Below are 21,546 nucleotides of genomic sequence, written 5' to 3'. Positions count from 1 at the left end.
AAGACCAGTCGGTGATGGGTGGGTCAGATGGGCGGCGTGCGAATTGCGGTGGTCGCATCCATTGCGGCGACAAGTGTGCTGGCTGGCAGAGACGTCGCCTTCGCTCAAAGCTCGTCCGGGCAAGTCCAGGCGCTGCCGCCGGTCGAGGTGACATCGCCGGGTGGCGAAGGCCAGAAGCGCGGTCGTTCACGCGAGGCGGCGCGCGTTGCGCGTCCCCGGCCAAGGGTCGTGATACCGACCTCGCCATCCGCCTCTCCCTCGTCGGCCTCCGAAATCGATGCCGACAAGGTTCCGGCCAGCGTCAACGTTGTCGACAGCCGGCAGATCGAACGGACCGGATCGCCCAATATCACCGACGCGCTGATGCAGAGCGTGCCCTCCGTCAACATTTCCGAGGTCACCGGCAATCCGTTCCAGCCCAACCTGGAATTCCGCGGCTTCGTTGCGTCCCCGGTGTCGGGCACTCCGCAGGGGCTTGCGGTCTATCAGAACGGCGTCCGCATCAACGAAGCCTTCGGCGACACCGTCAATTGGGACCTGATCCCCACCTTGGCGATCAAGTCGGTCACCGTGGTGACCAACAATCCTGCCTTCGGTCTCAATGCGCTCGGTGGCGCGGTCGATCTTCGGATGAAGGACGGCTTCAGCTATCAAGGCACCGAGCTCAGCGTGATGGGCGGGTCGTTCGGCCGTATCCAGGGCTCGGGCCAGTGGGGCAAGACGATCGACACCAACTATGCCGTCTACGGCGCGCTCGAAGGTGTGCACGACGACGGCTTCCGCAACTTCTCGCAGGCCGACATCAGGCGCTTCTATGGCGACATCGCCTACAAGAACGACGCCAGCGAATTCCACCTCAATATGGGCGTCGCCGACAACAAGTTCGGCGCCTCGGCCACTGTGCCGGCGGAACTGTTGCAGCAATATTGGGGCGCGACCTACACTACGCCGCAGACGTCGCACAACCAGGTCGGCTATTTCAACCTGACCGGCAAGGTCGAGGCGACGCCAACCTGGACCATCGAAGGCGCCGCCCATCTGCGCTTCTTCAAGCAGAGCACCCAGGACGGCAATCCGACCGGAACGCAGCCCTGCGACGACCCGACGCTGCTCTGCTTCGGCGATACTTCGACGCCGGCTGTCGGCCTGAACGGCGTGCAGCTCAGCAATCCGTTCCCTGACGGTTCATTCCTGGGCGAAAACGACCGGACCTCGACGCGCTCGACGACGGCCGGGCTCTCGTTGCAGGCGACCAACGACGACAGACTGTTCGGCCACGGCAATCACTTCACAATCGGAACCAGCATCGACACCAGCGTCACCTGGTTCAATGCCAGCGCCGAGCTCGGCACCTTCGGTCCGGATTACGTCCTCAACGGCAGCGGTATCTTCCTCGGACCGTCCGGCTCGCCGGTGACGGATGGACCGGTCTCGCTGCGCGCCACCAACCAGTATATCGGCGTCTTTGCGCTCGACACGTTCGACGTCACCGACCGTTTCTCGATCACGGGAGGCGGTCGGTTCAACACCGCCAATATCAACCTGCAAGACCAGCTTGGCACCGCGCTCAACGGCAACCACAACTACGACCGGTTCAATCCGGTGATCGGCGGCACCTACAAGATCACGCCGGAACTGACCTTCTACGCCGGCTATTCGGAGGCGAACCGCGCGCCGACGCCGCTGGAACTGGGGTGCGCCGATCCGGCCAATCCCTGCACCATCGCGAGCTTCCTGGTCTCCGATCCCGACCTCAAGCAGGTGGTATCGCACACCGTCGAAGCCGGGTTGCGCGGGACCAAGGAGCTCAATATCGGAACCCTGAGCTGGAAGCTCGGCGGATTCCGCGCCAAGAACACCGACGACATCCTGGATATTCCGAGCCCGGTGCTGCAAGGGTTCGGCTATTTCCAGAATGTCGGCGATACGCGGCGGCAAGGCATCGAGGCCGAGATCAACCTGAAATCGTCGACGATGCAGGTCTATGCCAGCTATTCCTTCATCGACGCGCGCTTCCTGGATTCCTTGGCGCTCGGTTCCAACAGCCCGTTCGCAGACGCCAACGGCAACATCCAGGTCTTGCCCGGCAACGTGATCCCGGCGATTCCACGCCACCGCGTCAAGGCGGGCATCGACTATGCCGTGACGGATCAGCTCAAGGTCGGTGGCGATGCGATCTGGGTCAGCAGCCAGTATCTCGTCGGTGACGAATCCAATCAGGCTCCGCAGCTGCCGTCCTATGCGGTGTTCAACGCCCACGCCTCGTATCAGATCAACAAGACCTTCCAGATATTTGGCCGCATCGATAATATCTTCGATAACCGCTATTCGACCTACGGCACCTTCTTCGACACGGGTCAGTTGCCGAACTTTGCCAATGGTGGCGCGCCCTTCACCGATCCTCGTTCGCTCAGTCCGGCGCGGCCGCGTGCGATCTATGCCGGCTTGAAGGCGACATTCTGAGTGCCTGCGGCCAAGCCGGCGTGACGCGACGTCAAGACCCTCTACGCAATCGCCCAGCGGCGGAGTACGGCCCATGCCAGCACAGCCGCGCCTGCGATCCACAGCAGCATGATCGCAATCAATCCTGCCCGGCTTGCCGGGCGCTGCAAAGCCGCATCGGCCTGTGCGCGACACTCGGTCATCACCTCGTCGGGGATCAGCGCAATCGCAAGCCAGAGCCCGGCGGGCACCAGGATCAGATCATCGAGATAGCCGAGAACGGGAATGAAATCCGGGATCAGGTCGATCGGCGAGAGCGCGTAGGCGGCCACGGCGACGGCAACGGCCTTCGCGTACCAGGGCACCCGCGGATCGCGGGACGCCAGGTAAACCGCATAGCCGTCGCGTTTCAGGCGACCGGCCCAGGCCCGGATGCGGGAAAGCGTCACTGGCGATGCCGGCAACGATGATTGGAGGTGCTATTCGAGCACCACGTCCACCGGCACGCCGCCGTGCAGGCCCTTGTGGACCGACGAGGGCGCGATGCCAAAATACTTCCGGAACACGCGGCTGAAATGCGACGAGCTCGAAAAACCCCAGGAAAACGCGACATCGGTGATGGTCTTGCCGTTCTGCGTCTCCAGCTCCTGCCGGCAGTTCTGTAGCCGGGCCTTCCAGATGTAGTCGCTGACCGTCATGCCGCGATCGCTGAACAGCATGTGCAGGTAGCGCTTCGAGCAGCCGAGCGCGGCGGAGATGCGGTCGATGCAGAGGTCGGGATCGCGCAGATGTTCACGGATGAAGCCCTGGGCCCGCACGTAGGTTGCCTCGGCGCTGCCGCGATCGAACATCGCGCCGGTCTCGCGCAGCGGCAGCAGCAGCAGGTCGATCAGCGCATCGGCGACGCCGACCGCGTTGACCGGGGTCAGCGTTGGCGCCTCGCCAAAGGCAGCGTGGACGAAATCATAGGCGATACGCCCGGTGCCGTTGCGCGCCGACAGCTTGCACGGTGCCATCTTGGAGAGCTGGAAGCCGCGCTCCTTGAGCAGGTCCTTCGGCACGATGACAACTTCGTGGCGGGTCAGGGACGGGCTGATGATCGTATGTGGACACGACACGTCGTAGGCGAAGCAGTCGCCGGGCACGATGTCGAAGTGGAGCCCGTCCTGCTCGAAATGCGAGACGCCGTGGGTCTGGAAAACGATCTTGATATAGGGGTGCTCGCTCAGCCGGATGCGCGAGATGGTGTGTGCGATCCGGTGCTGACTTGCCTCGATCTGGCACAGCTTCAACCGCGAGACGGTGGTGAAATTGATCCGGCCCTCGAGCGAAGATCCCTCGAGCGCATCGACGTCGAACTGACCACACAGGTCAGTGAGCGCATCCGACCAGCGCTGGATCTGCCGCTTGGGCGTCAATCCGTTCGTGCTGAGTGAATGGACTGTATCGGTCATCTTTCCAGCCACCGATTCGATCCCCAACGTGACTGCTCACCGAGCTCAATCTGGCCTGGGATGATGCGCCTTCTCCCTGATTCTGAACGGCTTAGGGAGCCGGCGGGATTTCTTCCCGGTTAAAGTCGGGTGATCCTCCGACTTAGTTTTGGGCACGTCAAGCGCAACCTTAGCACGCGTCAAATCCGGCATTCGCATCGCGCCAACCTGCGATTGATGCCCTGCAACATGCGGCAACCATTACCACCGATCGGGGCGTGGCTCGCAAAAATCTGATGCAGCTTCGCTTTCGAGCAAATGGCTCTTCCCTTTTGGGCAAGTCAGCAGGGGCCGATCGGATTACGAGTCGGGAACCAAAATCGAAGAAGTGGGGCCGTTTCGGCGGAAACCCTTGAGCTCTTGAACCTGGGAGGAATCCACGATGCGCAAGTTGCTTTACGCGACCGGTGTTGGGGCAATGGCGGTGTTGGCCGTCGGAGCCGCCAGTGCCAATGACGAACTCCACAAGATGGCGCAGAACCCGAAAGATTGGGTGATGCCGACTGGAGACTACGCCAATCAGCGCTATTCGAAGTTGAATCAGATCAACGCCTCGAACGTCGGAAAGTTGCAGGTCGCCTGGACGTTTTCGACCGGCGTGCTGCGCGGCCATGAAGGCGGCCCGCTGATCATCGGCAATATGATGTACGTCCACACGCCGTTCCCGAACAAGGTCTATGCTATTGACCTTTCCAAGGACAATCAGATCGTCTGGAAGTACGAGCCGAAGCAGGATCCGAACGTCATTCCGGTGATGTGCTGCGACACCGTCAACCGCGGCGTCGCCTACGGTGACGGCAAGATCATCCTGCATCAGGCCGACACCACGTTGGTTGCGCTCGATGCGAAGACCGGCAAGGTGGAGTGGAGCGTGAAGAACGGTGATCCTGCCAAGGGAGCCACCGGCACATCGGCGCCGATGGTGATCAAGGACAAGGTCCTGGTCGGAATCTCCGGTGGTGAGTTCGGCGTCCAGGCCCACATGACGGCCTACGACCTCAAGACCGGCAAGCTGGTCTGGCGTGGCTTCTCGGAAGGTCCGGATGACCAGATCCTGGTCGACGACAAGACCACCGAGCTCGGCAAGCCGATTGGCAAGGACTCGAGCCTGAAGACCTGGCAAGGCGATCAGTGGAAGATCGGCGGCGGCGCGACCTGGGGCTGGATCTCCTATGATCCGGAACTCAATCTGGTCTACTACGGATCGGGCAACCCCTCGACCTGGAATCCGAAGCAGCGCCCCGGCGACAACAAATGGTCGATGACGATCTGGGCGCGTAACCCGGACACCGGCGTCGCCAAGTGGGTCTACCAGATGACGCCCCATGACGAATGGGACTATGACGGCGTCAACGAGATGATCCTCTCGGATCAGTCGATCGACGGCAAGCCGCGCAAGCTGCTCACCCACTTCGATCGCAACGGCCTCGGCTATACGCTCGATCGCGCCACCGGCGAACTGCTGGTCGCCCAGAAGTACGATCCGAAGGTGAACTGGACCTCCGGCGTCGACATGGACAAGAACTCGCCGACCTATGGTCGTCCGAAGGTCCTCGATGCCGCGTCGACCGACAAGGCCGGCGAGGACCACAACGTCAAGGGCATCTGCCCGGCAGCGCTCGGTTCGAAGGACGAGCAGCCGGCAGCCTACTCGCCTGAGACGCAACTGTTCTACGTGCCGACCAACCACGTCTGCATGGACTACGAGCCGTTCAAGGTGAGCTACACCGCAGGTCAGCCCTATGTCGGCGCGACGCTGTCGATGTATCCGCCTCCCGGCGAGACCAACATGGGCAACTTCATCGCCTGGGACGGCAAGACCGGCAAGATCGTCTGGTCGAACAAGGAGCAGTTCTCGGTCTGGTCGGGTGCGCTCGCGACCGCCGGCGGCGTGGTGTTCTACGGCACGTTGGAAGGCTATCTGAAGGCTGTCGACGCCAAGACGGGCAAGGAGCTCTACAAGTTCAAGACCCCGTCCGGCATCATCGGCAACGTCACCACCTATGAACATGGCGGCAAGCAGTACATCGCCGTGCTGTCGGGTGTGGGCGGTTGGGCAGGCATCGGCCTCGCGGCCGGCCTGACTGACCCGACGGCTGGCCTCGGTGCAGTCGGTGGCTATGCCGCGCTGAGCAACTACACCGCGCTCGGTGGAACGCTCACCGTGTTCTCGCTGCCGCAGTGAGCTGACCTCACCTCGTTCCGGCGCATGGAGCGATCTCCATGCGCCGGTCCGTCTTCAATCCGCATGCGAGGACAGGCTTTGCGTAAGATCTGGTTTGTGACTGCCGCGATCTTTGTCGTGGCAATGGGAGGGGTTGCCTCCGCCGAAGCTCCGGGCGACCCGACCGCGGTCAAGTCCGAGGACGGCAAATATCTCGATAAGGACGGCAACCCGACCTACAAGGTTGCACCCGATGGGACCGTGGATTGGTACACCTACTCCGGTTACCGCCGCTACCATTCGGAATGCCATGTTTGCCACGGACCCGATGGCATGGGCTCGACCTACGCGCCGGCGCTGAAGGATTCGCTGAAGAGCATGAACTACGCCGACTTCCTCGGCGTGGTCGCGAGCGGACGCAAGAACGTCTCTACGTCGCAGGAAAACGTCATGCCGGCGTTCGGCGATAACCCGAATGTTGCCTGCTACATGGACGACATCTATGTGTATCTGCGCGCTCGTTCCACCGATGCGGTTGGGCGCGTACGGCCGGCCAAGCACGAGGACAAGTCGGATGCCTACGCAAAGGCAGAAGACGCCTGCATGGGCAACAAGAAGTGAGCGGTCCGGCGCGAATGGCAACCTGTGAAGGATTTTGGAGACCAAGATGAAGACCCGCGCCGCAGTCGCATTCGAAGCAAAGAAGCCGCTTGAGATCGTCGAGCTCGATCTGGAAGGCCCGAAGGCCGGCGAAGTGCTGGTCGAGATCAAGGCGACCGGCATCTGCCACACCGACGCCTACACGCTCGACGGCTTCGACAGCGAAGGCATCTTCCCCTCGATCCTCGGGCACGAAGGCGCCGGGATCGTTCGCGAGGTCGGTGCCGGCGTGACGTCGGTGAAGCCGGGCGATCACGTGATCCCGCTCTACACGCCGGAATGCCGCCAGTGCAAAAGCTGCCTGAGCCAGAAGACCAATCTGTGCACCGCGATCCGCGCCACCCAGGGCAAGGGCGTGATGCCGGACGGCACCTCGCGCTTCAGCTACAAGGGCAAGACCGTCTACCACTATATGGGCTGCTCGACCTTCTCGAACTTCACCGTGCTGCCTGAGATCGCAGTGGCGAAGATCCGCGAGGACGCGCCGTTCGACAAGAGCTGCTACATCGGCTGCGGCGTTACCACTGGCGTCGGCGCGGTCGTCAACACCGCCAAGGTGACGCCGGGCTCCAACGTCGTCGTATTCGGTCTCGGCGGCATCGGGCTGAACGTGATCCAGGGCGCCAAGATGGTCGGCGCCGACAAGATCATCGGCGTCGACATCAATGACTCCAAGGAGGCGTGGGGCAAGCAGTTCGGCATGACGCATTTCGTCAATCCGACCAAGGTTGGCGGCGACATCGTGCAGCACCTGGTCGGGCTGACCGACGGCGGTGCCGATTACACGTTCGACTGCACCGGCAACACCAATGTGATGCGGCAGGCACTGGAAGCCTGCCATCGCGGCTGGGGCGTCTCGGTCGTGATCGGCGTTGCGGAATCCGGCAAGGAGATCGCGACCCGTCCGTTCCAACTGGTCACCGGCCGGGTCTGGAAGGGCACCGCGTTCGGCGGCGCGCGCGGCCGCACCGACGTGCCGAAGATCGTCGACTGGTACATGGGCGGAAAGATCCAGATCGATCCGATGATCACCCACGTGCTGAAGCTCGACGAGATCAACAAGGGCTTCGACCTGATGCACGAGGGCAAGTCGATCCGCTCCGTCGTCGTATTCTGAGATCAAAACACCAAGCACCAGGAGGATAGACCAATGACTGTTCATATCCACCCATCAGTCGACAATGGCGTCAAGCAGGGCTCCGGCCACTTTGCCGGTGGCACGCTGGTCTGCAAATGCGCGGACAAGAAGGTCAAGGTCGGGATCAAGGGCGACGTCGCCCATAATCACGCCTGCGGCTGCACCAAGTGCTGGAAGCCGTCGGGCGCGACCTTCTCGGTGGTGGCGGTGGTCCCGCGCGAGAACGTCACCGTGCTCGAGAACGGCGACAAGCTGAAGATCGTGGATGCCGCCGCGGTGATCCAGCGCCACGCCTGCACCGGTTGCGGTACGCACATGTACGGCCGGATCGAGAACAAGGGCCATCCGTTCTATGGCCTCGACTTCATCCATCCCGAGCTGTTCCAGGAGCAAGGCTCGGCCGCTCCGGGATTTGCCGCCTTCGTCTCGTCGGTGATCGAATCCGGCGTCAAGCCGGCCGACATGGCCGGGATCAGGTCGCGCCTGAAGGAGCTTGGGCTCGAACCTTACGACTGCCTGTCGCCGCCGCTGATGGATGCGATCGCCACCCACGTGGCGAAGGCCAAGGCGGCCTGAGTGGCCACCTGAATGGCGGCTTGACACAACGAGATCCTGCGCCGGCAGAGAGCTGCCGGCGAAGGATATGCTGATCTTACCCGTGACCTTGAACCTTGCATGCCCTGCGGGCGACCACAGGGCATGCATTTTGTTTTCCGCCTTGCCCTCGTTATTTCCCCGATCCTGATCCTTTCGCCGGCTCGCGCCGCATCGCCGGAGGACCGCTACATCGCCGCGCGCGACGCTGCGATTGCTAAATTCGCCAAACTGTCGAACGACAACAAGATCAACGAGGCGGTCGATAAAGCCGAGGCTGCTGCGCGTGACGAGCTCAAGGGGCAGCTGACCGCGATCCTGTCCGAGACCGCCCGGCCGGGCTTTGCACCAGCCCAGCTCAACCTCGATACTCTATATAAAGGTGATATGGGGTTCGGCATGCTCGACGGTCTGCGCTTCGATGCCGACAGCGGCAGGGACGGCGCAAAGATCGGGGAGAAGCGTGCCGACGGCAGCTTCGTCGAGCCGAAAGCCCATATCGTCGTCACCACCGAGACGCTGTTCACCCGCTGGCTGCACGCGCACAAGAGCTGGTGGGACAAGGGCAGCAAGAACGTGCCGCAGCAGATCGAGCCGGCGCTGAAGTTCGAGGGCCTTTACACCCAGGCGATCTCGACCGATGCGGCCGTGATCAATTTCAACGAGTTGCCGGTCGCCAAGCCGTCGGCGGCGAGCCTGACTTACGGTTTCCTGGCCGGCCGGACCCAGGATTCGACCCCCGAGGCAGCTGACGAGGTGTTTGTCGCTGTTCTCGCCAACGGCAAGTTCTATATCGCCTATGGTGAGATCGAACCGGCCGTGCAAGTGCCGGCCTGCGCCGCGATTCGCGCCGACTACAACAAGAAGGCCGACGTGGCAGCCGAGAAGCTCGAGCGCAAGCAGATCAGCAAGGCCGCCTATGACAAGCTCGGCGACCTGCGTCAGCAGGGCGACGACGCCTTCAAACGCTGCTTCGTCCAGCAGGCGCCACAGCAGCCGGCCTTCGCCGCAGCCACCAAACAGGCGCAGTCACTATTGGAAACGGCAATCGGCAGGTAGTCGAGTGCGGCGCGGCGGACCTGCGCTGGTGCAGAGTGAGGGCATGTTCAATCGGCGTACTCGAATACGAACCAAAGCCATCCGACCTGCAAGATCGACCAGGCCGCAAGTGCGGAAGGAATCAACCAGTTGTGGAGCGACCTCTGCCGTCGTCGGGCCCTAATAAGAGAAATGGTGCCAACCGGAACGAGCAAAAGGGTCGGGGCCAAGAGTACCGCAAAAAGTATGGCAAGGCCGACCCGGTCGGCGAAGCTGTCCTGCACGATGGCTTGCAGGATGAAAAAGTAGGTCGCGAGGAATACAGGGGCAAATAGAGCGGCGCTAGCGGCGGCTGAGAATCCAGCTGATTCGATGCCTGATCTGTTCAGCCAAAATTTGGTGATGATCCACCCTGCGAGGAACGCGACGATCAGCGGCAATCCCAACTTCAACAGCACATCCTGGGTACCCTGGACGCTCGTCAGATAGAATGCCACAACAAGCTCCATCGCTGGGACATGGGTGCTTCGATCGCCTGCGATATTCAGGTCGATCGATTGTCGCCTTTGCCTTAGCAATGTGGCGATGCCAATGGTCGATTTTGTCGTGCAGGATTCGAGGTTTGTCGTGCAGGGTTCGTGCAGGCGTCGATGCGGTAGCCTGGACCCGGCCAAAACGCTCGCCGGTAAATGGTCCGACGCGGGTTTGATCGGCGACCCGCGCGGCCCTATCTTCCTGGAAAGTCCTTTTTGTCCCGGGGAGACGCCATGACGACCGCCATCAGCCCGTTCCGCATCGCCGTCGGCGACGATGTCCTCGAGGACCTGCGCACCCGGCTGCGCCGCACCCGCTGGCCGGAGGCCGAACTGGTCGACGATTGGAGCCAGGGCGCGCCGCTGCGATGGATCAAGGACGTCTGCCAGTATTGGGCGGAGACCTATGATTGGCGCCAGCGCGAGGCGCGGCTCAATCGCTTCAGCCAGTTCATCACCGGGATCGACGGGCTCGACATCCACTTCATCCATGCCCGCTCGAAGCATCCGGAGGCGCGGCCGCTGATCATCACCCATGGCTGGCCGGGATCGGTGGTCGAATTCCACAAGGTGATCGACCCGCTGACCGACCCGACCGCGCATGGCGGCAGCGCGTCGGATGCCTTTCACGTGGTGTGCCCGTCATTGCCGGGCTTCGGCTTCTCGGCCAAGCCGACTGCGACCGGCTGGGGCGTCGATCGCATTGCCAAGGCCTGGGCCGTCCTGATGGAGCGGCTGGGCTACACCAGCTATTTCGCGCAAGGCGGCGATTGGGGGTCCGCGGTCACGACGGCAATCGGCGGGCAGGATGCGGCACACTGCGCCGGCATCCACATCACGCTTGCGATGTCGACCCGGCCCAATGTCGAGGGGCAGCCGACGCCGGAGGAGGCCCGCGCGCTCAACGGCATCAAGTATTATGCAGACTGGGATTCCGGCTATTCCAAGCAGCAGTCGACCCGGCCGCAGACGCTCGGTTACGCGCTGACGGATTCGCCGAGCGGGCAGGCGGCCTGGATCCTGGAGAAGTTCTGGGCCTGGACCGACTGCGACGGGCATCCGGAAAATATCCTGAGCCGCGACGAGTTGCTCGACAACGTCATGCTGTACTGGGTCACAGAAACGGCCGCATCGTCGGCGCGGCTCTACTGGGAGAGCTTCGGGCCGGGCAAGCGAACCCCGCACAAGGTGAACGTGCCGACCGGCGTCGCCGTGTTCCCCAAGGAAATTGTCACGCCGGTCCGCAAATGGATGCAGACGAATTTCACCAACATCCAGCACTGGAACGAGATGCCGAAGGGCGGACATTTCTCGGCATTCGAACAGCCCGAACTGTTCGTGCGCGAGGTGCGGGAGTTTTTCCGGAAGCTGCGCTAAATCCCAGGCGAAGTCGACACCGGTTCACGGAAGAAGGCGGGGGAGCGCTGCTTGCTCCCTCCATCGGCCCTTGGCTCCGCTGTTCGGTCGCGCAGAACCCGCTTCACCGTGTTGCGGGAATGAATCCGGGCACGCCGGTCCGCACCACCGAATTGAAACGGACATTCGTGGTGATGCGGTCACCCATCTCCTGCATCGCGTCCTCGGGCAGTGTCGTGATGTCGAAGTTTGCCTGGATGCGTTGCGGATTGGTTGAAGTGGTGAGGAAAGCGGTGCCGCGCTGTACCGCCCAGGCCAGTGCAACCTGGGCCGGCGTCTTGTGGACGCGACGTGCGATGTCGGCAATGACCGCATCCTCCAGCAGGTTTGGCTTCATGGCATGTCCCAACGCGGCAAACGCCAGCAGCACGATGCCATTCTGCCGACAGTATTCGAGCAGCTCCCATTCCGGCAAATAGGGATGCGCCTCGACCTGGACCACAGCGGGCTTGATCCGGGCCACTGCAACGATCTCGCGCAGCTTCTCCAGCGTGATGTCTGATAGGCCGATCGCCTTGCAGTGGCCGTCGTCCACCAAGCGTTCCATCGCCTGCCACGTCTCCGCCAACGTCACGCCGCGATCATAGATCACCTGACCGCGCTCGTCCCGCGGGTCTTGCTCGTCGCCGGGCTGGAAGGCAAACGGCGTGTGGATCAGATAGCAATCGATATCGTCGAGTTGCAGTCGCTGCCGGCTGGCATCGAACGCAGGCCTGACGCGCTCCGGGCGATGATTGGTGTTCCACAGCTTCGTCGTGACGAAGAGCTCTTCGCGCCGAACCATTCCGGCCTTGAAGGCGTCCTGGATCGCGTCGCCAACCGCTGCTTCGTTGCGGTAGCGTTCGGCTGCATCGAGATGTCGGAACCCGACCTCCAGTGCGGCCTTGGTCGCTTGCCGGGTTGCGAGAGGATCCGGGATCAGGGTACCAAATCCGACGGCGGGGATATGACCGCTGCCGTGGTTGAGGGCAATCCGCGTATCGCGAAGTGCGTTCGGCGTCGTCATGTTCAGGCTCCTTGTTAGCAGGGTGGATGGGGATTAGTTGGCGGGCCGCGGCTTCCGGAGAAACAGCACCAGCGGGCTGACGACCAGCATGGCAAACATCAGGATTTCGAACTGGTCGATCACCGCAACCACGGCCGCCTGCTGGGTCACCAACCCGTTGAGCGCGGCAAGGCCTGGCGCCGCGATCGAACCCGCAAGGTGCGCTGCGGCCCGGTATGGCGTGAGGTCACGGGCGAGGGCTGCGTGCATGGCCTGGGTGTTGTTGTAGAAGAATATCTGCACCACGGCGATGCCGATCGTGCTGCCGTAGAGCCGCGACAGGTTGAGCAGCGCGCCGCCCTCCGCGCGCAGCTTCGGATCGAGCGTGCCGCATGCCGCTCTGCCAAGCGCAGGAATCAGCATACCGAGACCGGCACCCTGAAGAACACCGGTCTGGACCACCGCCTGCCAGTCCATCGCCGGCGAATAGCCGAGCATTATCCAGTTGGCGTAGACGACGAGCGCCATTCCGCCGAGCATGAAGGGCCGGTAGTCCATCTGGACGGGAGCCAGACTCGTCATCACGACCGTTCCCACCAACGTGACACCGCGCGGGATGGTCATGAAGCCGGTGGTGTCGACGGGATAGTTGAGCAATTCCTCCAGCATCGGCGAGGTCAAGGCCAGGGTCGGCAGCAGCACGAAACCGAGCGCAAAGGAGATCACCGTCGAAAGCACGAGGTTGCGGTCCTTGAACAATGCGGTGCGGAGAAAATGCGCCTTCGTGGTCAGGACATGCACGATGAAGAGATAGAAGCCGAGCACCGAAGCGCTGGCCTCGATCCAGATCTCGGTCGAGGCGAACCAATCCAGCCGTTCGCTGCGGTCGAGCAACATCTGCAGGCCGATCATGCCAATCGAGAAGGTGGCGAGACCAAAGAAGTCGAACGGACGCGGCCAGTCCGCACGCTTCTCCTCGAGCAGCAAGGTCATCGCGACGAAGATGAAGGCGGTCACCGGGAGACTGACATCAAAGATCGAGCGCCAGCCGTGATATTCGCTGAGCCAGCCGCCGATGCTCGGCCCACTGCTGATGCCGATTAGGAAGCACAATGACCACAGCAGGTTGACGCGGGCGTGTTGCGCCGGCGGCTGCGTCTCAAGCAGGACCACGAGCGAGAGTGGGCCGAGCGGCCCGCTCGCAGCTCCCTGCAGGATCCGCGCGAACACGAATTGCAGCGATGTCGTCGCCAGCGTATCGAGGACAAGTCCGGCTGCAAACAGGACGAGTGCCACCTGATAGAGCGCTTTCCGCCCATAGCGCCCGGCGAGCCAGCTCGTCATGGACATCGCGACCGCACTCGCCGCGATGTAGGAGGAGAACACCCAACCGACCTCGTCATCGCCCATCGACAGGGCGCCCTGGATGTGCGGCAGGGCCGCGTTCGGCAGCGAGATGTTGACGGCCTGCATGTAGGTCGCGGTGAGCGCCGCCAGCGGGAGCATGTAGTTTCTTTCGCGCCCGGCAGCGTAGGGGATCGCGGTGTTCATTTGGCGGCCTCCGTCGCGTCAGCGAGGTGGAGCGGGTGGCGCCAGCTGCGGCGATAACCGGTATCGACGCGCGCGGTCACACTGATGCCGGAGAACAGCGGCCGGCTCGGATCGATCTCGTCGAGCTCGAGGCGGACCGGCAGACGCTGCACCACCTTGACCCAGTTTCCCGTCGCATTCTCGGGTGGCAGCACCGAGAAGTCGGACCCGGTGCCCGGGCTCATACTGACGATATGGGCCCTGAATCTGCGGCCCGGATAGGCATCGACGTCGATCGTCGCGTCCTGCCCGGGGCGCATGTGGGTGAGCCCGGTCTCGCGGAAATTGGCCTCGATCCAGATCCGCCGGCTCGACAGCAACGAGAACACCGGCGCGCCAGGGTTGACGAAACTGCCGATCTGGAGATCGTCCACTCTGGTGACAACGCCGTCGTCGGGCGCGGTCACCGTCGCATAGGAGAGATCGAGCTTCGCATGGTCGAGCTGGGCCCTGGCTGCGCGAACCGTCGGATGGCGATCGATCGCGATGTCGGCATCGCCATCCAACGCAGCCACCGTGTTGGCGATCTGCTGCTGGATCGACGCGACGCGCTGACGGGCGACCTTGAGATCGGTCTCCGCGCGTTCGTAGACCGCGCGCGGCGTGAAATCGGAGCTGACCAGCGCTTTCTTGCGCTCATACTCGCGCTCGTCAAAGGCTGCCGTATCTTGGGCCGACTGCAATTCGGCCTGTTGCTGGCGGTAGGTCGCCTTTAACGCGTCGATCTGGAGGCGTGCGCCGCCGAGCCGCGCCTCCGCCTCGTCGACTGCGATTTGATAAGGCTCCGGATCGATCCGGAACAGCACTTGGCCCTGACGGACGCGCTCATTGTCGTGGACGTCGATTTCGACGGCCTGGCCCGAGACGCGAGCATTGACAGTGATCTTCGCGGCGCGAACGAACGCGTTGTCCGTGGAGACGTAGGACTCCTCGGCGAGGTACGCGGTGGCGCCGAATGCGGCCGCAATCACCGGCACCGCAAGCATCAGCGGCCGCCGCAGCCGTTCCCTGAAGCGCCAGCTGGGCGTCACGGTCGCGCGGTCGAAAGCCGGGCGCTCGACCTCGCCATCGAACCGCGTCCCAGCTGCTGTTGTCGCGACGGAGACAAGTTGCATCGCCGCCGCGTTTGGGCGGAGCGCCTTGTGTTCACCTAACCATCTGGAAAACCGTGAAAAATCGAAGCGCATCGTGGAGCCCTTCCTTCGGCTAATTTTGTAACGATTCATACAAAATAAAACAAGCGAGCTCTGCGATCAAGCTGGCTGGCTGTTGATTTTTGTAACGATGTATACAAATATGGGTGATGCACGCGGCAACCAGGGTGTTTGCGCTATGGCAGGAAAAGACGGCAATCCAGGTCCGGCCCGCCGAGGGCGGCCGAAGGCCTATGACGCACAGGCGGCACTGAAGCAGGCGACCGAAACGTTCTGGAGGTCCGGTTACTCCGGCACCTCGCTGGACAGCATCGCTGCCGCGACCGGCATGAATCCGCCGAGTCTGTACGCCGCCTTCGGCAACAAGCATGCGCTCTATCTCGAAGCGCTGGACCGCTATTGGGAGATCAGCCTGGCCGCGACGCGCGAAGCGCTGGGGGAGGACCGTCCGCTGGCCGAAGCGCTGATGCTGGCCTACGATGCCGCGCTGTCGATCTATTTTTCCGGCAGAGGCAGCGCACGGGGATGTTTTGTGCTCGGTACTGCCGTCGTTGAATCGGTTGAAGATGCCGCGATCCGGAGCAATGTTGCGCGGGGCCTCCATGCGATCGACGCCGACTTCGAGGCACGTTTCCAGACCGCGCGCGAGCGGGGCGAACTCGAGCCCGACGCCGATCCCGCAGCGCTGGCGATCCTCGCGTCTGCGACCATGCACAGCATTGCCATTCGCGCCCGTGCCGGCGCCCGCCGCGCCGAACTGCGCGAGGTTGCGCGGAAGGCGGTGGGCGTGATCTGCGGATGCCCGGTCGAGGTGAGCTGAACGGGGACGCGGGCGTCCGTGCTGTTACCGGATGGCTCCGCTGCGAACCGGTGCGCGATGAAGTCAGCGCGCCCGACCGGCGATCTCGTCGGCACGCCAGCACCGGACCGCGTGGCCGTCCGGACGCGTTTCAAGCGACGGCCGGGGCTCGTGTTGACAGGCCGCTTCGGCATGGCGACAGCGCGGACTGAATGCGCATCCGTCCGGTGGATCGAGCGGATTGGGGAGCTCGCCCTTCGTGGTCGCGAGCGGCGCCCGGCGCAGCGGATCAGGGATCGCGGCGATCAGGGTTTGCGTATATGGATGCGCCGGTCGCTCGAAGATGTCGCGCCAGCCGCCGGTCTCCACGATGCGGCCGAGATACATCACCGCGACCCTGTCGCTCATATGTTCGACCACACCGAGGTCGTGGCTGATCATGATGTAGGAGAGGCCGAGGCTTTCCTTCAATTCCAGCAGCAGATTGATGATCTGGGCACGGATCGAGACGTCGAGCGCAGAGACCGGTTCGTCGCAGATGACGATCTTCGGATTGAGGATCAGCGCGCGGGCGATACCGATGCGCTGGCGCTGGCCGCCGGAAAATTCATGCGGGTAGCGGCCGGCCTGTTCCGGCCGCAGGCCAACCTGCCGGAGCATCTCGGCAACGCGTCCATCGACCTCGCTCTGTGCCGTCACGCCATGCAGGCGCAGCGGGTCCTCAAGCGTGCGGCGGACGGTCTGGCGTGGATTGAGCGAGGCGTAGGGATCCTGAAACACCATCTGGGCGATACGGGCCAATCGCTTTCGATCGATCGATCGCCGCTCCGTCACGATGTGGCCGTCCAGCACGATCCTGCCCCGCGTCGGTGCGAGGAGCCCAAGCAGCGAGAGGGCAACGGTCGACTTGCCGCAGCCGGATTCGCCGACCAGGCCGAGGCACTCACCGCGCTTCAGCTCGAGATCGATGCCGTCGACCGCGCGCAGCAGCCGCCGGCCGCCGCCGAGCAAGCCACCGCCGAGCGGGAAATGCACCGCGAGATCCTCCACGCTGAGGATGACGTCGTCGTTAGGCTTCACCGCGGGTTCAGGCATGATGGTGACACCTGACCAGTCCGCCTGCATCGAGCCACGTCGTCTCCGGCACGGTGGTCCGGCAGATCTCGGTCGCCTGGGCGCAACGCGGATTGAAGCGGCAGCCGGCCGGGAAATCCGCGATCGCCGGCACGACTCCAGCGATTTCCTTGAGCCGAGACCGGCCAAGCGCCGCGCGGCTTCCGAGCCGCGGCAGCGAATCGACCAGGCCCTGCGTGTAGGGATGCGCGCCGGCGCGGAAGATGTCATCGGAGCCGCGCTCCTCGACGATGCGACCGGCATACATCACGCCGACGCGACGGCAGACATTGGCGACAAGCCCGAGATCGTGGCTGATCATCAGGATCGCGGTGCCGCGCTCGGCGCACAGATTGCGCATCAGCTCGATGATCTCGGCCTGAACTGTTACGTCGAGCGCGGTGGTCGGCTCGTCGGCGATCAGAAGATCCGGATCGCAGGCCAGTGCGATCGCGATCATCACACGCTGGCGCATGCCGCCGGAAAGCTGGTGCGGGTAATCCTTCACCCGCCGCTCCGGCGCGGGGACGCGGACATTCGCCAGCGCTTCGACGGCGAGCTGGTTTGCCTCGCGCCAGCTCTTGCCCTTGTGCAGCACGAACATTTCCGCGATCTGTCGACCGACCGGCGAGACTGGATTGAGTGCCGTCATCGGTTCCTGGAAGATCATGGCGATGCGGTTGCCGCGCAGTGCGCGCTGTTCGGCGCCCGGCAGCCGCTGGATCTCGCGGCCGTCGAAGCGGATGACGCCGGCGGCGATCGAGAGCGGCCGACGCAGCAGGCCGATAACGGCGAGCGCTGTGATGCTCTTGCCGCAGCCGGACTCGCCGACCAGTCCGAATGTCTCGCCGCGATCGATACGGAATGAAACGCCCTCGACCGCCGCGACTTGCCTGGCGCCGCCATCGAGATCGATGCGCAGCTCCTCGACTTCGATCAGCGGGGCGGTCGTCATGCGCGCCGGCTCCGCGATTGGGGATCGAGCACGTCACGCAAGCCGTCGCCGAGCAAATTGAGGCCGAGCACCGTCAGGAAGATCGCAAGGCCCGGAAATACCGACAGCCATGGCGCCGTGGTGATCTGGTCGCGGGCCTCCGACAGCATGCTGCCCCAGCTCGGATAGGGTGGACGGATGCCGAGGCCGAGGAACGAGAGCGAGGCTTCGGCCAGCACCGCGCCGCCCATGCCGAGCGTGCCGATGACGATGATGGGACCGATCATGTTCGGCAGCAGCTGCGTGATCATGATGCGCAGATCGCCATAGCCGAGCACCCTTGCTGCCTGCACATAGCCCTGGCTCTTGAGGGACAGCGTCGAGGCCCGTGCGATCCGGCAGGTGAAGGACCAGTTGGTCAGTCCGAGTGCGATCAGCAGGCTGGTCAGGCCAGGTCCGAGCACCGCCATGATGGCCAGTGCGAAGATCAGCGAGGGGATCGCGAGCATGACATTGGTCAGCCCGTTGACGAAATCGTCCCACCAGCCGCCCCAATAGCCGGCGGTCAAGCCCAGCGTCACGCCGATGACGCTGTTGACGAGCTGCGAGACGATGCCGACCGTCAGCGAGATACGCGCGCCGTGCACGACGCGGGAATAGATGTCGCGGCCCTGCGCATCGGTGCCGAACCACCACACCCAGCTCGGTGGCTCCTCCGCATTCATCAGGTTGGCGCCCATGACCGGATCGGTATGCGCCAGCCAAGGTGCGAACAGGCCGACGAAGATCGCCAGTGCGAACAGCAGCCCGCCGATGATCGCGCTGGTCCCAAGCTTCATCGCAGCCTTTCCGGGGCAGGCTGCACAGTCGATCGTGCAAGGGTGTGATGAGACCGGCTGCCGCTCATGCGTATCTGATCCTGGGATCGATCACGCCGTAGAGCAGGTCGACCAGCGTATTGACGGCAAGAAAGAACAGCACCACCACGAGAATGGTGCCCTGGACGGCGGGAATGTCGCGTTGCAGGACGCTGTCGACCAGGAGCGAGCCGATGCCCGGCCAGGAGAACAGTTTCTCGACAACGACCGCTTGCCCCATCACAACGCCGAATTGCAGGCCGATCGCCGTGAGAATGATGACGAGGGCATTGCGCATCACGTGCCAGGTCACGACCCGGGTCTCGCTCATGCCCTTCGAGCGCGCGGTGCGGACGAAATCCGCGGTCATGATCTCGAGCACCGCGGCCCGCGTCGTCCGCGCCAGCAGCGCCATCGGCGAGACGCCGAGCGTCACGGCGGGCAGCAGCAGATATTTGAGCCCGCCGTCGCCATAGCCGAAACTCGGCAGCCAGCCGAGCTTCAATGCGAACAGGTACATCAGCAGCAGCCCGAGCCAGAATTTGGCCATCGATAGGCCTGACACTGCCAGCACCATCGAGATGGTGTCGACCATGCTGCCTGGCCTCAGCGCCGCGACGAAGCCGAGCGGTACGCCGACCGCAACCGCAAATGCCAGCGCCGCAAAGATCAATTGCAGCGTCGGCCACATCCGTTTGGCGATCATCGTCGTGACCGGCTCGCGGGTTCGGAACGAGGTCCCAAAATCACCGGTCGTGAGCTTGGCGATATAGGCGCCGAACCGCACATGGATGGGATCGTCGAGGCCGAGCTGCTTCTTCATGCGCTCGACCACCTGCGGGTCGGTTGGGCCCCGGCCGTCGTCGCCCATGCTCGACGCGATGCTGCCGGGAACGACGCTGAACAGCACGAAGATCAGCAGCACGACGGCCAGCACGGTCGGAATGGTCTGCAAGACTCGACGGATCGCGAACGACAGCATGGGTCGCTTTCCTCACTGCCTCGATCGTTTGTTGCGATAGAGGAGCATGGCACTTGTCACTTCGCGGGCGAGGTCTCGTCGACCCAGAGGTCTTCGACGTTTTGATGGGTCAGTTCGGTCGCGTCCAGCTGAATTCCCTTGAGCCAGGGCTGCACCGCCATGACGGCCTTGTTGTAGTTGAAGAACCAGATCGGGGCTTCCTCGCGGAGCAGCGCATTGGCCTTTTGCAGCAGCTGGACGCGCTTTGCGGCATCGTCGGTCTGCCCGGCTTCATCGATCGCTTTGTCGAACTCGGCGTTCTTGAAGGTCGTATAATTGCAGGCCGATTGCGGCGTCGCCGAGTGGAAGCATTTCAGCGCGGCCTGCGGATCCGGACCGGTTGCCTGCGAATAGATGAAGGCCTGGAAGTCGCCCTTGCGAATGAGCTCCGTCAGCACCGCGGTCTCGACCTGCTTGACCTTCACCTTGATGCCCACCTTGTCGAGCATCGGGATCGCGGCCTCGACGATCGGCAGGCCCCAGCTCTCATTCTGGCTGGTGGTCCATTCGAATTCGAAGCCGGTGGGATAACCCGCGTCGGCGAGCAATTGCTTCGCCTTGGCGGGATCGTAGGGGTAGGGCTTCATCGTCTTGTCGTAGGCGGGCGAGGTCAAAGGCAGCCAGCTCGTGGCGCGATAGGCCTTGCCCTTGACGAGCTTGCTGATGATCAGATCGGCATCGATCGCGTAGTTGATGGCCTGCCGGACCCGCTTGTCGGCGAACGGCTTGAACGCCGGATTCATCCCCATGTAGCGCGTGAAGACCTCGGCGACCTCGACGATGGTGCCCTTGAGGTTGGGGTCGGCCTGATAGGCGACATACTGCGCTGGCCCCAGCACCGAAGTGTCGATCTCCTTGTTGCGGAAGGCGACGTCGCGTGCCGCGGCTTCGCCCATCAGCGAGATCACGAGCTTGTCGGCGTAGGGCTTGCCGGGCTTGTAGAACCGGTCCCAGCGTTCCAGCACGATGCGCGATCCCGGCACGTGCTCGACGAACTTGAACGGGCCAAGCCCGATCGGCTTCTGGAGGAAGCTTTCCTTGCCGCCCTCGTCGGCGGGATAGATCGAAGTCAGCGCGGTGAAGAAATAGAAGGCGGGATCGACCCGCTCGGTCAGCTTCATCTCGAGGGTGAAGTCGTCGATCTTCTTCAGGCCGGAAATTTCCTTGGCCTGGCCCTTCTCGACCTCGGCTGCGCCCTCGATGATGCGGACAAAGCGGGCGCCGGGATAGGCCTTGGTGCCGTCCATGATGCGATTGTAGGACCAGATGATGTCGTCCGCCGTCATCTTGCGGCCGTTGTGGAAGTAGGCGTCGTCGCGCAGCTTGAAGGTATGGACGAGACCCCCGCCCGAAACGACGACCTCCTTGGCAAGTTCCAGCACCGGCTTGCCCTCGGTCGAGTCCCAGATGTAAAGCGACCGGTGCAGGCCTTTGGCGTAGATTTCGTCCTGCGCACGCGGTGTCGTGTGGATGTCCATGCTGGTGAAACTGGAACCATAAGGCGCTGTCATGCGAATGGTCCCGCCCTTGCGCGGTGTCTGGGCCGCCGCCCCAGCGACGAGTGCGAGCCCCAGACCGGCCGCGATCGCAATCATCCTGAACATCATGTTTCCCC

Annotated in this window: 19 protein-coding genes; 8 read left to right on the top strand and 11 right to left on the bottom strand. The window is 63.3% G+C overall.

Annotated elements, in window-relative coordinates; translation table 11 throughout:
• The first annotated feature begins 27 nt into the window (after window positions 1-27).
• On the top strand, window positions 28-2,463 hold the full coding sequence (locus CWS35_RS32610; RefSeq protein ID WP_100955409.1) for a TonB-dependent receptor: 2,436 nt from the start codon (window positions 28-30) through the stop codon (window positions 2,461-2,463).
• Window positions 2,464-2,504: 41 nt separating this feature from the next.
• Here the strand turns inward: CWS35_RS32610 and CWS35_RS32605 are convergent, their stop codons facing one another.
• Both CWS35_RS32605 and CWS35_RS32600 read right to left on the bottom strand, forming a co-directional pair.
• Window positions 2,505-2,891, bottom strand: coding sequence for a YkvA family protein (locus CWS35_RS32605; RefSeq protein ID WP_100955408.1), 387 nt, complete (start codon window positions 2,889-2,891; stop codon window positions 2,505-2,507).
• A 30-nt stretch (window positions 2,892-2,921) separates the two neighbouring features.
• On the bottom strand, window positions 2,922-3,896 hold the full coding sequence (locus CWS35_RS32600; protein ID WP_024580240.1) for a helix-turn-helix domain-containing protein: 975 nt from the start codon (window positions 3,894-3,896) through the stop codon (window positions 2,922-2,924).
• Between the two features lie 421 nt (window positions 3,897-4,317).
• Here CWS35_RS32600 and xoxF5 point away from each other — a divergent pair, with 421 nt between their 5' ends.
• The 5 genes from xoxF5 to CWS35_RS32575 all read left to right on the top strand — a co-directional run bounded on the left by xoxF5 (window position 4,318) and on the right by CWS35_RS32575 (window position 9,550).
• Window positions 4,318-6,120 carry a lanthanide-dependent methanol dehydrogenase XoxF5 gene (xoxF5, locus tag CWS35_RS32595; RefSeq protein WP_024580241.1) on the top strand — a complete coding sequence of 601 codons (1,803 nt, stop codon included), beginning with the start codon at window positions 4,318-4,320 and terminating at the stop codon, window positions 6,118-6,120.
• Between the two features lie 123 nt (window positions 6,121-6,243).
• Window positions 6,244-6,720: a c-type cytochrome, methanol metabolism-related gene (locus CWS35_RS32590; protein ID WP_029878943.1), complete on the top strand. Its 477-nt coding sequence runs from the start codon at window positions 6,244-6,246 to the stop codon at window positions 6,718-6,720.
• Window positions 6,721-6,766: 46 nt separating this feature from the next.
• The gene (locus CWS35_RS32585; protein WP_100956858.1) at window positions 6,767-7,876 is read left to right on the top strand and encodes an S-(hydroxymethyl)glutathione dehydrogenase/class III alcohol dehydrogenase; all 1,110 of its coding nucleotides are present in this window, start codon (window positions 6,767-6,769) and stop codon (window positions 7,874-7,876) included.
• A gap of 33 nt (window positions 7,877-7,909) precedes the next feature.
• Entirely contained in the window at window positions 7,910-8,473 is a 564-nt protein-coding gene (gene gfa / locus CWS35_RS32580; RefSeq protein ID WP_024580244.1) for an S-(hydroxymethyl)glutathione synthase, read from the top strand.
• 123 nt (window positions 8,474-8,596) lie between these two features.
• Window positions 8,597-9,550 carry a hypothetical protein gene (locus tag CWS35_RS32575; RefSeq protein WP_100955407.1) on the top strand — a complete coding sequence of 318 codons (954 nt, stop codon included), beginning with the start codon at window positions 8,597-8,599 and terminating at the stop codon, window positions 9,548-9,550.
• Between the two features lie 47 nt (window positions 9,551-9,597).
• On the opposite strand, the gene CWS35_RS32570 is transcribed toward CWS35_RS32575, so the two are convergent.
• Window positions 9,598-10,026, bottom strand: a complete 429-nt coding sequence (locus CWS35_RS32570; protein WP_157817300.1) for a hypothetical protein — start codon at window positions 10,024-10,026, stop codon at window positions 9,598-9,600.
• A 270-nt stretch (window positions 10,027-10,296) separates the two neighbouring features.
• Here CWS35_RS32570 and CWS35_RS32565 point away from each other — a divergent pair, with 270 nt between their 5' ends.
• Window positions 10,297-11,439 carry an epoxide hydrolase family protein gene (locus CWS35_RS32565; RefSeq protein ID WP_100955405.1) on the top strand — a complete coding sequence of 381 codons (1,143 nt, stop codon included), beginning with the start codon at window positions 10,297-10,299 and terminating at the stop codon, window positions 11,437-11,439.
• A gap of 103 nt (window positions 11,440-11,542) precedes the next feature.
• Here the strand turns inward: CWS35_RS32565 and CWS35_RS32560 are convergent, their stop codons facing one another.
• The 3 genes from CWS35_RS32560 to CWS35_RS32550 are packed head-to-tail and all read right to left on the bottom strand — an operon-like array spanning window position 11,543 to window position 15,168.
• Window positions 11,543-12,484, bottom strand: a complete 942-nt coding sequence (locus CWS35_RS32560) for an aldo/keto reductase (RefSeq protein WP_100955404.1) — start codon at window positions 12,482-12,484, stop codon at window positions 11,543-11,545.
• Window positions 12,485-12,517: 33 nt separating this feature from the next.
• Window positions 12,518-14,014: an MFS transporter gene (locus CWS35_RS32555; protein ID WP_100955403.1), complete on the bottom strand. Its 1,497-nt coding sequence runs from the start codon at window positions 14,012-14,014 to the stop codon at window positions 12,518-12,520.
• The gene (locus tag CWS35_RS32550; protein WP_100955402.1) at window positions 14,011-15,168 is read right to left on the bottom strand and encodes an HlyD family secretion protein; all 1,158 of its coding nucleotides are present in this window, start codon (window positions 15,166-15,168) and stop codon (window positions 14,011-14,013) included. The genes CWS35_RS32555 and CWS35_RS32550 overlap by 4 nt, the downstream gene beginning before the upstream one ends.
• A 181-nt stretch (window positions 15,169-15,349) precedes the next feature.
• Here CWS35_RS32550 and CWS35_RS32545 point away from each other — a divergent pair, with 181 nt between their 5' ends.
• Window positions 15,350-16,027, top strand: a complete 678-nt coding sequence (locus tag CWS35_RS32545) for a TetR/AcrR family transcriptional regulator (RefSeq protein ID WP_245438756.1) — start codon at window positions 15,350-15,352, stop codon at window positions 16,025-16,027.
• A 63-nt stretch (window positions 16,028-16,090) separates the two neighbouring features.
• On the opposite strand, the gene CWS35_RS32540 is transcribed toward CWS35_RS32545, so the two are convergent.
• The 5 genes from CWS35_RS32540 to CWS35_RS32520 all read right to left on the bottom strand — a co-directional run bounded on the left by CWS35_RS32540 (window position 16,091) and on the right by CWS35_RS32520 (window position 21,538).
• Entirely contained in the window at window positions 16,091-17,101 is a 1,011-nt protein-coding gene (locus CWS35_RS32540) for an ABC transporter ATP-binding protein (RefSeq protein ID WP_100956856.1), read from the bottom strand.
• Complete coding sequence (locus CWS35_RS32535) at window positions 17,094-18,074, bottom strand: ABC transporter ATP-binding protein (protein WP_100955400.1); 981 nt, start codon at window positions 18,072-18,074, stop codon at window positions 17,094-17,096. Before CWS35_RS32535 ends, CWS35_RS32540 begins: the two co-directional genes overlap by 8 nt.
• Window positions 18,071-18,892, bottom strand: a complete 822-nt coding sequence (locus CWS35_RS32530) for an ABC transporter permease (RefSeq protein WP_024580254.1) — start codon at window positions 18,890-18,892, stop codon at window positions 18,071-18,073. Before CWS35_RS32530 ends, CWS35_RS32535 begins: the two co-directional genes overlap by 4 nt.
• Window positions 18,893-18,956: 64 nt before the next feature.
• Entirely contained in the window at window positions 18,957-19,892 is a 936-nt protein-coding gene (locus CWS35_RS32525) for an ABC transporter permease (RefSeq protein WP_024580255.1), read from the bottom strand.
• A gap of 56 nt (window positions 19,893-19,948) precedes the next feature.
• The gene (locus tag CWS35_RS32520) at window positions 19,949-21,538 is read right to left on the bottom strand and encodes an ABC transporter substrate-binding protein (protein WP_100956854.1); all 1,590 of its coding nucleotides are present in this window, start codon (window positions 21,536-21,538) and stop codon (window positions 19,949-19,951) included.
• Window positions 21,539-21,546: the final 8 nt, after the last annotated feature.

This window comes from Bradyrhizobium sp. SK17 (assembly GCF_002831585.1).
GTDB lineage: Bacteria > Pseudomonadota > Alphaproteobacteria > Rhizobiales > Xanthobacteraceae > Bradyrhizobium.
This window is presented reverse-complemented; position numbering and strand designations above follow the sequence as displayed.

Excerpts from the sequence above, each read along its gene's own strand:
- CWS35_RS32610 (WP_100955409.1), top strand. The coding sequence starts at position 28 with ATGGGCGGCGTGCGAATTGCGGTGGTCGCATCCATTGCGGCGACAAGT.
- CWS35_RS32600 (WP_024580240.1), bottom strand. The coding sequence starts at position 3,896 with ATGACCGATACAGTCCATTCACTCAGCACGAACGGATTGACGCCCAAG.
- xoxF5 (WP_024580241.1), top strand. The coding sequence starts at position 4,318 with ATGCGCAAGTTGCTTTACGCGACCGGTGTTGGGGCAATGGCGGTGTTG.
- CWS35_RS32590 (WP_029878943.1), top strand. The coding sequence starts at position 6,244 with ATGGGAGGGGTTGCCTCCGCCGAAGCTCCGGGCGACCCGACCGCGGTC.
- CWS35_RS32585 (WP_100956858.1), top strand. The coding sequence starts at position 6,767 with ATGAAGACCCGCGCCGCAGTCGCATTCGAAGCAAAGAAGCCGCTTGAG.
- gfa (WP_024580244.1), top strand. The coding sequence starts at position 7,910 with ATGACTGTTCATATCCACCCATCAGTCGACAATGGCGTCAAGCAGGGC.
- CWS35_RS32575 (WP_100955407.1), top strand. The coding sequence starts at position 8,597 with ATGCATTTTGTTTTCCGCCTTGCCCTCGTTATTTCCCCGATCCTGATC.
- CWS35_RS32565 (WP_100955405.1), top strand. The coding sequence starts at position 10,297 with ATGACGACCGCCATCAGCCCGTTCCGCATCGCCGTCGGCGACGATGTC.
- CWS35_RS32560 (WP_100955404.1), bottom strand. The coding sequence starts at position 12,484 with ATGACGACGCCGAACGCACTTCGCGATACGCGGATTGCCCTCAACCAC.
- CWS35_RS32555 (WP_100955403.1), bottom strand. The coding sequence starts at position 14,014 with ATGAACACCGCGATCCCCTACGCTGCCGGGCGCGAAAGAAACTACATG.
- CWS35_RS32550 (WP_100955402.1), bottom strand. The coding sequence starts at position 15,168 with ATGCAACTTGTCTCCGTCGCGACAACAGCAGCTGGGACGCGGTTCGAT.
- CWS35_RS32545 (WP_245438756.1), top strand. The coding sequence starts at position 15,350 with ATGGGTGATGCACGCGGCAACCAGGGTGTTTGCGCTATGGCAGGAAAA.
- CWS35_RS32540 (WP_100956856.1), bottom strand. The coding sequence starts at position 17,101 with ATGCCTGAACCCGCGGTGAAGCCTAACGACGACGTCATCCTCAGCGTG.
- CWS35_RS32535 (WP_100955400.1), bottom strand. The coding sequence starts at position 18,074 with ATGACGACCGCCCCGCTGATCGAAGTCGAGGAGCTGCGCATCGATCTC.
- CWS35_RS32530 (WP_024580254.1), bottom strand. The coding sequence starts at position 18,892 with ATGAAGCTTGGGACCAGCGCGATCATCGGCGGGCTGCTGTTCGCACTG.
- CWS35_RS32525 (WP_024580255.1), bottom strand. The coding sequence starts at position 19,892 with ATGCTGTCGTTCGCGATCCGTCGAGTCTTGCAGACCATTCCGACCGTG.
- CWS35_RS32520 (WP_100956854.1), bottom strand. The coding sequence starts at position 21,538 with ATGATGTTCAGGATGATTGCGATCGCGGCCGGTCTGGGGCTCGCACTC.